Source organism: Tsuneonella deserti (genome assembly GCF_014644315.1).
In the GTDB taxonomy this organism is placed as follows: domain Bacteria; phylum Pseudomonadota; class Alphaproteobacteria; order Sphingomonadales; family Sphingomonadaceae; genus Tsuneonella; species Tsuneonella deserti.
The window spans coordinates 2,604,802-2,618,683 of sequence record NZ_BMKL01000001.1; the positions used below are offsets into that span (position 1 = coordinate 2,604,802).

The 13,882-nt window shown below is 66.6% G+C and carries 12 protein-coding genes; 2 read left to right on the plus strand and 10 right to left on the minus strand.

The annotated features are described in order from the left end of the window. From IEW58_RS12905 to sucC, 3 genes are all read right to left on the minus strand, one after another. Positions 1-930: an electron transfer flavoprotein subunit alpha/FixB family protein gene (locus IEW58_RS12905; RefSeq protein ID WP_188645482.1), complete on the minus strand. Its 930-nt coding sequence runs from the start codon at positions 928-930 to the stop codon at positions 1-3. A gap of 28 nt (positions 931-958) precedes the next feature. Then, positions 959-1,705: an electron transfer flavoprotein subunit beta/FixA family protein gene (locus tag IEW58_RS12910; protein ID WP_188645483.1), complete on the minus strand. Its 747-nt coding sequence runs from the start codon at positions 1,703-1,705 to the stop codon at positions 959-961. Between the two features lie 63 nt (positions 1,706-1,768). Further along, positions 1,769-2,968 carry an ADP-forming succinate--CoA ligase subunit beta gene (gene sucC, locus IEW58_RS12915; RefSeq protein WP_188645484.1) on the minus strand — a complete coding sequence of 400 codons (1,200 nt, stop codon included), beginning with the start codon at positions 2,966-2,968 and terminating at the stop codon, positions 1,769-1,771. A gap of 96 nt (positions 2,969-3,064) precedes the next feature. Between sucC and IEW58_RS12920 the strand changes: the two genes are divergently transcribed. Then, positions 3,065-3,844, plus strand: a complete 780-nt coding sequence (locus IEW58_RS12920) for a 3'(2'),5'-bisphosphate nucleotidase CysQ (protein ID WP_188645485.1) — start codon at positions 3,065-3,067, stop codon at positions 3,842-3,844. Between the two features lie 12 nt (positions 3,845-3,856). On the opposite strand, the gene IEW58_RS12925 is transcribed toward IEW58_RS12920, so the two are convergent. The 4 genes from IEW58_RS12925 to IEW58_RS12940 all read right to left on the minus strand — a co-directional run bounded on the left by IEW58_RS12925 (position 3,857) and on the right by IEW58_RS12940 (position 8,215). Then, positions 3,857-4,903 (minus strand): S41 family peptidase, encoded by a 1,047-nt coding sequence (locus IEW58_RS12925; protein ID WP_188645486.1) that lies wholly within the window; start codon positions 4,901-4,903, stop codon positions 3,857-3,859. Beyond that, on the minus strand, positions 4,900-5,397 hold the full coding sequence (locus IEW58_RS12930; RefSeq protein ID WP_188645487.1) for a MarR family winged helix-turn-helix transcriptional regulator: 498 nt from the start codon (positions 5,395-5,397) through the stop codon (positions 4,900-4,902). The genes IEW58_RS12925 and IEW58_RS12930 overlap by 4 nt, the downstream gene beginning before the upstream one ends. 51 nt (positions 5,398-5,448) lie before the next feature. After that, the gene (locus tag IEW58_RS12935; protein ID WP_188645488.1) at positions 5,449-7,359 is read right to left on the minus strand and encodes an acyltransferase family protein; all 1,911 of its coding nucleotides are present in this window, start codon (positions 7,357-7,359) and stop codon (positions 5,449-5,451) included. Positions 7,360-7,531: 172 nt separating this feature from the next. Continuing rightward, positions 7,532-8,215, minus strand: a complete 684-nt coding sequence (locus tag IEW58_RS12940) for a YiaD family glycine zipper/OmpA-like lipoprotein (protein WP_188645489.1) — start codon at positions 8,213-8,215, stop codon at positions 7,532-7,534. Positions 8,216-8,370: 155 nt separating this feature from the next. Between IEW58_RS12940 and IEW58_RS12945 the strand changes: the two genes are divergently transcribed. After that, complete coding sequence (locus IEW58_RS12945; RefSeq protein ID WP_188645490.1) at positions 8,371-9,663, plus strand: hemolysin family protein; 1,293 nt, start codon at positions 8,371-8,373, stop codon at positions 9,661-9,663. Between the two features lie 231 nt (positions 9,664-9,894). On the opposite strand, the gene IEW58_RS12950 is transcribed toward IEW58_RS12945, so the two are convergent. The 3 genes from IEW58_RS12950 to ileS are packed head-to-tail and all read right to left on the minus strand — an operon-like array spanning position 9,895 to position 13,837. Continuing rightward, positions 9,895-10,305 (minus strand): DUF3035 domain-containing protein, encoded by a 411-nt coding sequence (locus IEW58_RS12950; protein WP_188645491.1) that lies wholly within the window; start codon positions 10,303-10,305, stop codon positions 9,895-9,897. 5 nt (positions 10,306-10,310) lie between these two features. Continuing rightward, complete coding sequence (gene lspA / locus IEW58_RS12955) at positions 10,311-10,832, minus strand: signal peptidase II (protein ID WP_229658591.1); 522 nt, start codon at positions 10,830-10,832, stop codon at positions 10,311-10,313. Continuing rightward, positions 10,829-13,837: an isoleucine--tRNA ligase gene (gene ileS / locus IEW58_RS12960; RefSeq protein ID WP_188645492.1), complete on the minus strand. Its 3,009-nt coding sequence runs from the start codon at positions 13,835-13,837 to the stop codon at positions 10,829-10,831. Before ileS ends, lspA begins: the two co-directional genes overlap by 4 nt. Between the last annotated feature and the right edge of the window lie 45 nt (positions 13,838-13,882).

Consider the following 13,882-nt stretch of genomic DNA (forward strand, 5'->3'; position numbering starts at 1 on the left):
TCAGAGCTTCTGGGTCAGCTCCGGCACGATCTTGAACAGGTCACCGACCAGGCCGATGTCCGCCACCTGGAAGATGGGTGCGTCCTCGTCCTTGTTGATGGCGATGATCGTCTTCGAATCCTTCATGCCCGCAAGGTGCTGGATCGCGCCGGAAATGCCGATCGCGATGTACACTTCCGGGGCGACGATCTTGCCGGTCTGGCCGACCTGGAAATCGTTCGGCACGTAGCCCGCGTCCACCGCCGCGCGACTGGCGCCGACGCCGGCGTTCAGCTTGTCGGCCAGCGGAAAGATCAGTTCCTTGAAGGTTTCGCCGTCCTTCAGCGCGCGGCCGCCCGAGACGATCACCTTGGCGCTGGTCAGCTCGGGGCGCTCGCTCTTGGCGAGTTCCGAACCCTCGAAAGTGGAGAGGCCCGCGTCGCCGGTGCCGGAAACCGCCTCGACCGTCCCGCTGCCGCCTTCGGCCGCTGCCTTGTCGAAGCCGGTGCCGCGCACCGTGATGACGAGCTTCGGATCGCTCGATTCGACCGTGGCGATCGCGTTGCCCGCATAGATCGGGCGCACGAACGTCCGCTCGCCCTCGATGCCGATGATCTCGGAAATCTGCATCACGTCGAGCAGCGCGGCGACCCGCGGGGCGATGTTCTTGCCGTTGGTGGTGGCGGGCGCGAGGAACGCGTCGTGGCTCTCCATCAGCGAAGCGACCAGCGGCGCGACGTTCTCGGCCAGCTGGTGCTCGTAGGCGGCGTCGTCGGCGAGGTGGACCTTGCCCACGCCGGCGATCTTCGCGGCCGCTTCGGCCACGCCCGCGCAGCCCTTGCCGGCGACGAGCAGGTGCACTTCGCCCAGCTTGGAAGCGGCGGTGACGACCGACAGCGTGGCGTCCTTCACCGAGGCGTTGTCGTGTTCGACGAGAACGAGAGTCTTCATGTGTCTAAAACCTTCCTCGGGAGAGTGCTCAGGCGATGCCGAGCGCCTTCATCTTGGCGACCAGTTCGTCGACATCGGCTACCTTGATGCCCGCCTGGCGCACCGGCGGCTCGGAAACCTTGACGGTCCTCAGGCGCGGCGCGGTGTCGACGCCGAAATCGGCCGGGGTCTTGGTGTCGAGCGGCTTCGACTTCGCCTTCATGATGTTGGGCAGCGAGGCGTAGCGCGGCTGGTTCAAGCGCAAGTCGGTGGTGACGATCGCCGGCATCGCCAGCTTGACCGTCTCAAGCCCGCCGTCGATCTCGCGCTTCACGGTGACGTGGTCGCCCTCGACCGTCACCTCGTTGGCGAAAGTGCCCTGCGGACGGCCCATCAGCGCGGCGAGCATCTGGCCGGTCTGGTTCGAATCGTCGTCGATCGCCTGCTTGCCGAGGATCACCAGGCCCGGGGCTTCGGCGTCGGCCACGCCCTTGAGGATCTTGGCGACCGCCAGCGGCTCGACCTCGTCGTCGGTCTGCACAAGAATGGCCCGGTCGGCGCCCATGGCCAGGCCCGTGCGCAGGGTCTCGGTTGCCTTGGCCGGCCCGATCGAGACAACGACCACCTCGGTCGCGACGCCCTTTTCCTTAAGACGGAGCGCTTCCTCGACCGCAATCTCGTCGAACGGGTTCATGCTCATCTTGACGTTGGCGAGATCGACGCCGGTGCCGTCGGCCTTGACCCGCGGCTTGACGTTGTAATCGATCACCCGCTTGACGGGGACGAGAATCTTCATCGGTCTGCGCTCCTAAAGCTGTGCCTGCGCCTCTAGATAACCTTTACGTAAGCGTCAACGTGCTCACGCGGCTTGCTTGACTTCCGCGACGATCTTGCGCGCCGCATCGCCGAGGTCGTCGGCGCTGACGATCGCGAGCCCGGAATTGTCGAGGATTGCCTTGCCCTGCTCGACGTTCGTGCCTTCCAGCCGGACCACCAGCGGCACCGACAGGTTCACGTCCTTGGCAGCCGCGACGATGCCCTCGGCGATGATGTCGCACTTCATGATCCCGCCGAAGATGTTGACGAGAATGCCCTTCACCGCCGGGTCCTTGAGGATGATCTTGAACGCCGCGGTCACCTTCTCCTTCGAAGCGCCGCCGCCGACGTCCAGGAAGTTGGCCGGGAACGCGCCGTTGAGCTTGATGATGTCCATCGTCGCCATCGCCAGGCCGGCGCCGTTGACCATGCAGCCGATGTTGCCATCGAGCTTGATGTAGGCGAGGTCGTACTCGCTTGCCTCGACTTCGGCCGGGTCTTCCTCGGTCGTGTCGCGCAGCGCCTCGATGTCCTTGTGACGGTAGAGCGCGTTCGAATCGAAGCTCATCTTGGCGTCGAGCACCAACAGCTTGCCATCCTCGCTGACGACCAGCGGATTGATCTCGAGCATCGAGCAATCGGTGGCGAGGAACGCCTCGTAGAGTTGGCTGGCGAGCTTCTGCGCCTGCTTGTTGAGGTCGCCCGTCAGCTTGAGCGCGAAGGCCACCGCGCGCCCGTGGTGCGGCTGGAAGCCCTCCGCCGGATCGACGGTGAAAGTGGTGATCTTCTCGGGCGTGTCGTGGGCGACCGCCTCGATGTCCATGCCGCCCTCGGTCGAGACGACGAACGCCACGCGCCCGCTGTCGCGATCGACCAGCAGCGAGAGGTAGAATTCGCTCGCGATGTCGACGCCGTCGGTGATGTAGAGTCGGTTCACTTCCTTGCCCGCATCGCCGGTCTGGATGGTCACCAGCGTGTTGCCGAGCATCTCGCGCGCGTTCGCTTCGACTTCCTCGAGGCTCTTGGCCAGCCGCACGCCGCCCTTGGCGTCCGCGCCCAGTTCCTTGAACTTGCCCTTGCCGCGGCCGCCGGCGTGGATCTGCGCCTTGACCACGTAGAGCGGTCCGGGGAGCTTCTTCGCCGCCTCGACGGCTTCCTCGACGCTCAGCGCCGGATAGCCGGCGGGCACCGCGATACCGTGCTTCGCGAGGAGTTCCTTGGCCTGGTATTCGTGAATGTTCATGCCGCCGCAGCTTTCCTGTGATGGGGGAGTTGGCCCGCGCCTAAGCATGGATCGCCTCTCTTGAAAAGGGCGAGGCTACCCTCCAATGCGCCCGCGATGATCGATGCAGCCCGTCTCGAAGCCATCGTCCGGCAAGCGGGCGAGATCGCCTTCGGCATGTGGCCGGGCGGCGGCCATTCTCTCGAAGCGTGGGAGAAGAGCCCGGGCAACCCCGTCTGCGCAGCCGACATCGAAGTGGATGCCTTCCTCAAACGCGAGCTTGGCGCGCTGCTTCCGGCGGCGGGCTGGCTGAGCGAGGAGACTGCCGACGATCCCTCACGGCTCGGCAAGGGGCTGATATGGCTGGTCGATCCGGTCGACGGGACGCGCGATTTCATTCGCGGGCGCACCGGCTGGGCAGTGTCGGTCGCGCTGATCAGCGAAGCGCGCCCGTTGCTCGGCTTCCTTGCGGCTCCCGCTCGGGGCGAGTTCTGGAGCGGGATCGCCGGGCAGGGCTCGTGGCGCAACGGAGAGCGCCTGGTCGCCTCACGGCGCGAGGAGTTCTCCGGCGCGCGGGTTCCGGCCGATTCGCTGCCGCCCGAGGACGAGGACCTTGCCCTGGTGGACAAGCCCAATTCGATCGCCCTGCGCGCGGCGATGGTGGCAAGCGGGGAAGCGGACCTCCTCGCTACGCTGCGCTGGGGCTGGGAATGGGACATCGGGGCGGCGACGCTGATTGCGCGCGAAGCGGGCGCGGCGGTGACCGACGCCTTCGGCCGCCCCCTGAACTATAACAAGCGCGACCCGCGCGCGTTCGGCCTGCTGGTCAGCGCGGCAGGGATCCACGATGCGGCGGTGGAACGGCTGGCGGAGCGGGCGAAGGTGATCGCGGGCTGACTGGCCGGGAACCTAGCCGGCCGGACCGAGCGCGGCGATGGCATCGTCGATCTCTTCCTGCCGTTCGGCCGAGGCGCCTGCCTTGAGCTGCGCGAGTGCCATCCGGTAAGCCACGTCGAGGGCCTTTGCGCTTTCCGCCCTGGTATCCGGGACCACGCCGACCCCCTCCCAGTTGGTCTTGCTTACCGGGTTGATCGCACGCCCGGTGGGAATGAACACCGAGAAATGCTCGCCCAGGGCGACGGTGCCCCCCGGATTGGCCCCGCCGGCGGTCGTCTCGCCGACAATCGCGCCCCGCTTGTTCTGCTGGATGTCATAGGCGAGCTCTTCGGCCGCCGAGATGGTGACGCTGTTCGTCAGCACGTAAACCGGCTTGCCGCTGCCATACGGCCCACCCGGCACCACCGGATAGCTCCACATCTGCCTGGTCGAGTCCTCCACCCGGTTGTAGAAATCGTTGATGTGGGTGTCGGGCGGCAGCAGGTAGCTCAGGACGAACGCGACCATTGCCGGGTTCCCGCCGCGATTGTCGCGCAGGTCGATGACCAGCGCGTCGCTGTTGCCGACGAACTTCATCGCCGCGGCAAATGTCTCGCCCGCCAGCTCGGCAGGCAGGAAGTTGGTCATCTTGATATAGCCGACATTGCCGGGAAGCACTTCGACGCGCGGGATCGCGAAGTTGCGACGGGCCGTCGCCTGCTGCCATTTCGCCAGCGCAGCCGGGTCTTTCGCGCGCGCCGCTCCGAGCGGGGGCAGCGGTTCTTCGGAATAGTCGACGCCGATATGCTTGTCGTGCGCGACGGCAAACACATCGGCAGTGAGCTTTTCGGCAAATGCCTGCGGATCGCTGATCCTGGCGTATTCGCCCCGCCGCTCGGCCTTGCGCAGGGCTGTCTCGACCTGGGCGGCAACCTGGGGAAAGACATAGCTTTCGCGCATGTTCGTGACGATCCCGTCGATCACTTCCTTGCGGGTCTTGTCGTCAAGCGGGGCGGCGGAGGAAGGTGCGGCGCCGGCCAGCAGGGCGGCGGCAATAATGGAGCGGGTGATCGCGTTCATTGGTCGTCTCCGGAACTGAGCTGTCGTTCGATCCGCCCGGCCAAAGGCGCGGCGGCGAGCGCAGCTTCGTAAAGATCGATCGCGCCGAGCAGGTCGGCGCCCGTTTCGCGCCCGATCTCGCCGAAGACGCGCTCGAGCGCGGCGTTGAGTTCCTTGAGCCTGACCGCCTCTTTGCTGCCGGCCTCGGTCAGCGAGACCCATTTGCGGCGCAGGTCCTCCTTGTCCGCCTGGATCGCCACCAGGCCCAGCTGTTCCAGGCGGGCGGCGAGCCTGACGATGAAGGGATGAGTGACGCGCAGGCGCTCGGCGATCTCGACGATGCCCAGGCGCTGCTCCTGCGAGAGGAGCAGGAGGGTCGAGCCCGCGGTCGGCGGAACCTCAAGGCCGAGCCGCTCGATGACCCGGCCGATCTCCGCCACGAGGTGGTCTGACAGGCGCTTGAGCCGGTGGGCGAGAAACGCGCTGCCGGTAGTCTGCAGGAAATCATCGTGCATGGTTACGTAACTATGCACATAACGCGGGCAGGTCAAGCGGTCCAGACGTTCTTATCGCCTAACGAATGCGTCAGCCCCCGTATTGCCAGCTTCACGCGAGCTGCCCATCGCGGAAGCGATCTCACGGGCGACGATCTGCGCGGCGAACAGGGTCATGTGGCTCCCGTCGTTATAATACAGCCGTCCGTCGGCAAGTATCCGGCAGCGACCTTGCGGGCAGAGCGGCCCGGCTGCGTCCACATAAGTCACGCGAGGATGCTGGCGGGCGAAGCTCATCAGGATGCGGTTGGCCGCGCGGCCTTCCGCCTTGGCTGCCGGAAAGCTCGTCGGGCACTTCACGTCGAGGAACGCGCGGCATCGCAGCAGGCCGCCGTCCATCTGGGGACCGCTCGCCCAGGCAGTCGGAGAATTGCCCACCAGGACAATGCGCGTGCCGGCCGGAAATGCTGCGAGAAAATCGTCCAGCTGGGCCCGGAAGAACCTTGCTCCATCGCCGGACGTTTCCCCTTCCCGGGCGCCCGTGTCGTTGCGGAACAGCAGTCGCTCCCACCGTTGGGCCCAGATCACGACGGGCACCTCGCGCGCATGTGAGAGTGCGAGCGCCTGTCCATATTGCGACTTGCAGACAGCGCGGTCGGGCGAGCCCGGCTGCTGGTTCGTCGCCGCTGGAAGGGACATGCATCCCGAGGTGGTCAGAACGGCGCCGCGGCCCAGGCGCTCGGCCAGCGCGGACCGGTACTGCTCCGCATGGCTGTCCCCGTACAGCAGGTAGGGAATGTCGCGCGCTTCGGGCACGAGGTTCGTGGTCGGATGCAGCACCACGGCACCCCACAGTCGCGCTTCCCTAGCCGACCTGGGCTTCGCGACCTCGAAATGGCCGGCCAACCCGATCGCCGCCATCGCGACGAGCCCGCCCGCGCAGACCGCAGCCAGGGTGCGCCGCGATCGGAATGCTCGCCCCGCGCGGACAGGCTTTTCAACCCAGCGATACGATGCTGCCGCCAGCGCCAGCGAGAGGATCAGCGCGGCTGCGGCGAGCCACCATGGAGGCGGCGCGAAATGGGTGTAGAAAACGAAGGCGAGGATCGCCTGGTGCCACAGGTAAAACCCGTACGATACCAGGCCGATGAGGACGAACGGTCGCCACCCGAGCGCCCGTGCCGCCGGCGTAGAGCCGGTTGCATAGCGCACGACCAAAGCGGCACCCGCTACGGGCAGGGCGAACATGGGCCCGGGCGCCGGAGTGTCAGCCCTGATGAAGGCCATGCCGGCTGCGATGAACACAATGCCGGTCAGGCCCGCCCACCAGCGGTATTTGGCAGGCGGAGGAAGAAGTGCGCAGGCGGCCCCGGCCATCAGCTCCCACGCGCGCGTCGGAAGGAGGTTGAACGCGAACCGTGGCGCGCTGCCAGCCATCGCCACCGCCAACACGAAGCTGGCTGCCAGGATCAGCAGGATGACCGGCAGAATCTTCAGCCGGCGGCGAACCAAGGCAAGGAGCAGCACCGGAAAGAAGAGGTAGAATTGCTCTTCGACCGCCAGACTCCAGCTATGGACGAGCGGCGTGAAGCCTTCTGCGGTCCCGAAATAATCGCTGCGCAGCGCGAACAGCAGGTTCGACACGAACAGCGCGGTCGCCCCGAGCGCCTGCGCAAAGCGGCGGAAGTCGTCGGGTGTGAAGACCCACAACGCGGCCGCGAGGGTGAACGCAAGTACCGGAAGCAGCGCGGGCACGATGCGCCGCGCGCGTCGCTCGTAGAAATGGCCGAGCGCGCCGGACCTGCCGGCTTCCCTCAGCAGGATGGCGGTAATGAGATATCCGCTGATGACGAAAAAGACATCGACGCCGACGAAGCCGCCTGCAAATCCCGGCACCCGCGCATGGAACAGCGCGACAGGGACTACCGCCAGCGCACGCAGACCATCGATCTCGGGGCGGTAGGCTGGCGCCGTGGAATGCATCGGCACTTCTAGCCACGTTATCGGCGGAGAATGAAGCCGTCGCGTGGCGGCGCCGGGCCGTGCGCCTGAACGGGCAATGGGCCCGGCACCATCGCGAGGTGCTCAAGGAAAAGGGCCGGCCCCCTGGCGGAAGCCGGCCCTACCGTGCTGCGACCACACGGTCTGGAAAAACCTAGCCGGCCGAGTTTGCTTCGGCCTGGCTGACCGGAATGATCTTGATCTCGACCCGGCGGTTCAGCGGCTCGTTGACGTTGTCGCCGGTCTGGACCTTCAGGTTGGTCTCGCCAAAACCCATCCAGCGGATCCGGGCTGAGCTCACGCCGCGGCTGATCAGGTAGTTCGACACGGCCTGCGCGCGCTGTTCCGAAAGACGCTGGTTCGACGATGCCGAACCGACGGTGTCGGTGTAGCCATACACGTCCACCAAGCTGTTGGGATACTGCTGCAGGCTCGATGCCACACGGTCGAGCAGGGTCTGGAAGCCGGGGTTGATGGCGTAGCTGCCGGTCGCGAACGTTACGCCGTCCGGCAAGTTGACGAGGATTGCCTGGCCGCCATCGACCTCGCTGACGTCGACGCCCGAACCGGCTGTCTGGTCCTTCAGCTCCTTGATCTGCTGGTCCATCCGGTAACCGACATAGCCGCCCAGCGCGCCGCCTGCGACAGCGCCCGCGATGCGCGCCGTGCGGCCGCCGATCAGCCCGCCGAGCAGGGCGCCGGCGGCAGCGCCGCCTACGCCGCCGATCGCGGTGCGAGAGATCTTGCGTTCGCCGGTGTTGGGGTCGGTTACGCAGGCCGACACGCCGACGAGCGACACGGCAGCGAGCGCAGCGGTAAATTTGCGCGAAGTCTTCATTGGGTAGTCCCCTTTTTTCTCGTTCGTTCTGACGTCCCGCACGGGCGGCACGCGAAATGCGGGCGCGCCCGACCCGCACCTCGTTTTCGCTAAACGAAAGGAGCCGGACCCCGTTCCCGCTGGCAGGGCCGCGCTTTTGTGCTAGCGCGCGAGGCGTGACACCGTTTCCATGGACCGACGTCCTGATCATTGCCGGGTTGATCGTCCTCAACGGCCTGTTCGCCGCGAGCGAGCTGGCGATCGTCTCGGCCAAGCCCGCCCGGCTCAAATCGCTGGCTGACAAGGGGAGCGGCGCGGCGCGGACCGCGCTCATGCTGCAAGGCGATCCCGGCAAGTTCCTGTCGACCGTCCAGATCGGGATCACTCTCGTCGGCATCGTCGCGGGCGCCTATTCGGGAGCGAGCCTCGGCGGCCCCGTGGGCGAGCGGCTGGCGATGCTGGGCGTGCCGGCCGAATACGCGCCGCAGATCGGATTCGTGCTGGTGATCGCGGTGACCACCTACTTCAGCCTCGTCGTCGGCGAGCTGGTGCCCAAGCAGGTGGCCCTGCGGGCGGCAATGCCGATCGCCCTGGTCGCGTCGCGGCCGATGGCGCTGCTGGCGAAAGTCGCCGCCCCGATCGTCTGGGTCCTCGATACTTCCTCGGCACTGCTCATCCGCCTGCTGGGGGTGCGCCCGGCGGGCCAATCGCACGTGACCTCCGAAGAACTGCACATGATCTTCACCGAGGCGACTCATTCCGGCGTGATCGAGGCGGGGCAGAGCCAGATCCTGGCCGGCGTGGTGCGGCTGGCGGAACGCCCGGTGCGCGAACTCATGACTCCGCGGACCGAGCTCGACTGGCTCGACCTCCATGCGCCCGAGGCTGACTTGCGCGCACGGATCGATGCCAGTCCCCATTCGCTGCTGCCGGTGGCCGATGCCTCGCCCGATCACATCGTCGGCGTGGTCAAGGTGCGCGAAGTGCTTGGCGCGCTGCTTGCCGGACGTGCGGTTGATCTGGGCGCGCTCATGAAGAAGCCGGAGGTGATCCCCGATCAGCTCGACGCGATGGACGCGCTGCGCACACTGCAGATGGCCGAAGTGGCGATGGCGATGGTGCACGACGAATACGGGCATCTCGAGGGCATCGTCACGCCCGTCGACCTGCTAACCGCGATCGTGGGCAACTTCGTGTCCGACCAGGACCTCGGGGAAGCGCCGGCGATCGTCGAGCGGGAGGACGGATCGCTGCTGATCTCAGGCGCGCTGCCGGTGGACCAGCTGGCCGACCGCCTGTGCATCGACCTGCCCGAAGACCGCGAGTTCGCCACCGCAGCGGGCTACGTCCTGTGGAGCCTCAAGAAGCTGCCCGAGGAAGGCGAGCACTTCGAGGACCAGGGCTGGCGGATCGAGGTGGTCGACATGGACGGCCGCAAGATCGATAAACTGCTGGCGGTTTGTTTGTGAGGATTCTGGTTTTCCGAACGCGCCTCCGCGCGTCCGCTCCTTGGCGCTGATCGCTCCGCTACGCGAAATTGAACATGCTCTCGGCGCTAGAGCACGGCTCGCGACCAGCGAGCCGCGAAGCGGAGCTGTCCCGCAGGGACAACGTCGAACGGCCGCCCGCAGCGGCTCCGAAGCGAAGCGGAGGAGATAGCCGCGAGGACGACCCCGCGGAGGCGGGGTCGCAAACAAAACTCACCCGGGGATTACGGCCGAAGCCCCCGCCCCGTCACCTTCCGGCGCGGCGATGATGTCGCGGGTCACGCGGCCCTTGGCCACGGTGTTGGTCTGCGGATCGCCGACCGCGGTGCGAATGCCCGGATCGGCGGCGCCGGCGCGTTCGAGCGCGCTCGTCTCCACCTGGCTGCGGGGCGCGGGTCCGCCGAACAGCACGTCGAGCGCCTGCTCGGCCGCGGTTCCTTCGGTCGGGCGCGGCGCGCCCGGGGCCGGCGGGGTCAGGCTGAAATCGGGCGGGACCACCAGCGGCGCCTGGCGCTGCACGGCGAACTCGTCGGGCCGGTCGCGGCTGAGCAGGCCCGTGCTGCCGCAGCCGGTGAGCGCGGCGGCTGCCATGGTGGCGAGTGTGAGGGTAACGGTCTTGCGCATCGGTCTTAGCTCTCCACGGCCGGGTCGGCCGGTTGGTCGGGTGCCTTGTCGCGGATTAGCAGCGATCGGGCAAGGATGATGACGACGCCGACGGTGATCGCGGCATCGGCGAGGTTGAAGATCATGAACGGGCGGAAATCGCCGAAGTGCAGGTCCAGGAAATCGACCACGTAGCCGAGCGAATACCGGTCCATGATGTTGCCCAGCGCCCCGCCGAGGATCAGCGCCAGGGGCACAATGTCTCCCATTTTGCGCTCGCGCAGCATCCAGATCGTGACCACCAGCGCGATTGCGCCGGTCACGGCCACCAGCGCCCAGCGCTGCGCGTCCGATTCGGCGGTGAACATGCCGAGCGAGACGCCGTAGTTGTGGGTCAGCGTGTACTGGAAAAACGGCAACAGGTAGTGCGACTGGCCGAGCGATAGCTGCAACCCATCGAGAATGTACGACTTGTACGCCTGGTCGGCCGCGAACAGCACCACCGCGATGGCGAGCCCGATCAGGCGATTGCGCAGCACGGGATTCACGCCGCGATCTCCCCGACCACGTCCGCGCAGCGCGCGCACAGCTCGCCGTCGTCGACCACCTCGGGCAGCAGCCGCCAGCAGCGGCCGCACTTGCTGTCGCTGGTACGGGTGACAGTCACGTCGTCGCCATCGCCCCGCCGCACTGTCGCGGTGATGAACAGCCCGGCGAGGTCGGCGTCGCTGAATCCTTCCGGCACCGCGCTGGCCGGCACGGTGACTTCGGCCTCGAGCCCCGAGCGCACGATTTTCTCGCGACGCAGCGGCTCGATCGCCTCGGTCACCTGTTCGCGCAATGCGATGAGCGCGGCGTATTTCGCCACCAGCGCCTGGTTGGCGAACTCAGCCGGAAGCGGGTGCATCTCGAGCAGGTGGACGCTCCCGCGCCCCTTGCCTTCATTGGCCGGGAAGCGCGTGCCCCACACTTCCTCGGCGGTGAACACCAGCACCGGCGCGGCGTAGCGCACCAGTGCCTGGAACAGCACGTCGAGCACTGTGCGTGTCGCCCGCCGCTCGATGCCGTCCGGATCGTCGCAATAGAGCCGGTCCTTGCGGATATCGAAGTAGAAAGCGGACAGGTCCTCGTTGCAGAACTCGATCAGCGCGCGGACGTATTCGTTGAAATCGTAGGCATCGATCGCCGCGCGGATGGTCGCGTCGAGCTGCGCGAGGCGGGCGAGCACGTAGCGCTCCAGTTCCGGCATATCGCCGTAGCCGACGCCTTCGCTGTCGTAATCGAACCCGTCGAGCGCGCCCAGCAAATACCGGAAGGTGTTACGCAGCTTGCGGTACTGGTCGGCCACGCCCTTGAGGATCTCGTCGCCGATGCGGTGGTCCTCGGTGAAATCGACCGACAGCGCCCACAGCCGGATGATGTCCGCGCCGTACGTCTCCATCACCTTGATCGGATCGACCGTGTTGCCGAGGCTCTTCGACATCTTCATGCCCTTGGCGTCCATCGTGAAGCCATGGGTGAGGATCTGGTCGTACGGCGCGCGGCCGCGGGTGGCGCAGCTCTCGAGCAGCGAGGACTGGAACCACCCGCGGTGCTGGTCGGAGCCTTCGACGTAGATATCCGCCGGCCACTTGAGGTCGGGCCAGCGCCCGCTGTCGAGCACGTAAGCGTGGCTGGTGCCGCTATCGAACCACACGTCGAGGATGTCGGTGACCGGCTCCCACTCGGCTGGGTCGTAGTCGTCGCCGAGGAAGCTATGCGCCGTCTCGGGCGTCCAGGCGTCGATGCCGTGTTCCTTCACCGCCGCGACGATGCGCGCGTTGACCGCCTCGTCGACGAGGTATTCACCAGTCTGGCGGTTGACGAATAGCGTGATCGGCACGCCCCACGCGCGCTGGCGGCTCAATACCCAGTCGGGCCGCCCTTCGACCATCGAGCCGATCCGGTTGCGGCCCTTTTCGGGGATGAACTTGACCCGCTCGATCTCGGCCAGCGCCAGCTCGCGCAGGCTCGGCGAGCCGGCGTGCGCTTCCTCGTCGATGGTGGTGTCGCCGCCCTCGTTTTCCCAGCGCTGCTCGGCGCGCGAGATTGCCGGCAGATGGTCGAGCGGTTTGTCCATCGGCACGAACCACTGCGGGGTGCAGCGGAAGATCACCTTGGCCTTCGAGCGCCACGAGTGCGGGTAGGAGTGCTTGTAGTCCGCGCTCGCCGCGAGCAGCTCGCCGGCTTCGCGCAGGTCCGAACAGATCGGCCCGTCCGGCGCGTTGAACTTGGGGTTGATCACCGAGCCCTGCCCGCCGAGCCAGCCCCAGTCCTCGCGGTACTTGCCGTCGCCCTCGACCGCGAACTTCGGCGTGATGCCATAGGCCTTGCACAGCTCGAAATCGTCCTCGCCATGGTCGGGCGCCATGTGCACGAGCCCGGTGCCGGTGTCGGTGGTGACGAAATCGCCCGGCAGGAACGGCCGCGGCTCGGCGAAGAACCCGCCTAGCGCATGCATCGGGTGCCGCGCGACGGTGCCGGCGAGGTCGGAGCCTTTGACGGTCCCCAAAAACTTGAGGGTCGTCGAAAGCTCGACAACTGGTTGGGTGCTCTTGTCACGCAGGTCTTTGTTGAGCCGTTCGCGAAACGCTTCCTTCAGTTCCTTCGCAACCAACACCTTTCGCTTATCAAGCGAACTCATAAGCGGATTACGGCGCTGCTCGAGCGACAAATCTCCGTCACCTTGATCAGAGACGTGAAGCCAGATTTCGAGAAGTTCGTATTCAACCTCCGGCCCATAGGCCAAAGCCTGGTTCACCGGGATAGTCCACGGCGTGGTCGTCCAGATCACCGCGTAGGCGCCGACCAGCTCGGGGATCGGGCTCTCGACGATCTCGAACCCCACGTCGATTTGGGTCGAGACGACGTCCTCGTACTCGACCTCGGCCTCGGCGAGCGCGGTCTTTTCGACCGGGGACCACATCACCGGCTTGGCCCCGCGATAGAGCTGGCCGCTGGTCGCGAACTTCAAGAGCTCGGCGACGATTGTCGCCTCGCTCTCGGGCTGCATGGTCAGGTAGGGGTGGTCCCAGTCGGCCATCACGCCGAGGCGCTTCAACTGCTCGCGCTGCACGTCGACCCAGTGCTGGGCATAGGCGCGGCACTCGGCGCGGAATTCGAGCAGCGGCACGCTGTCCTTGTCGCGCTTGGCCTTGCGGTACTGCTCCTCGACCTTCCACTCGATCGGCAGCCCGTGGCAGTCCCACCCGGGTACGTAGGGCGCGTCCTTGCCGAGCAGGTTCTGCGTGCGGCAGACCATGTCCTTGATCGTATGGTTGAGCGCGTGGCCGATGTGCATGTCGCCGTTCGCGTAGGGCGGGCCGTCATGGTACATGAACTTGGGCCGGCCGCGGCGCGCATCGCGCAGCTGATCGTAGAGCTTTTCGGCCTCCCACCGCGCGGCAATACCCGGCTCCTTCTGCGGCAGGCCGGCTTTCATCGGAAAGTCGGTCTTGGGCAGGAAGACGGTGTCGCGGTAATCGCGGATGGGCTTGGGATCGGCGTCGCTCATTGCGCGCGGGCCTTAGCGAGCGGCGCGGCTGTAGGAAAGTTTTTC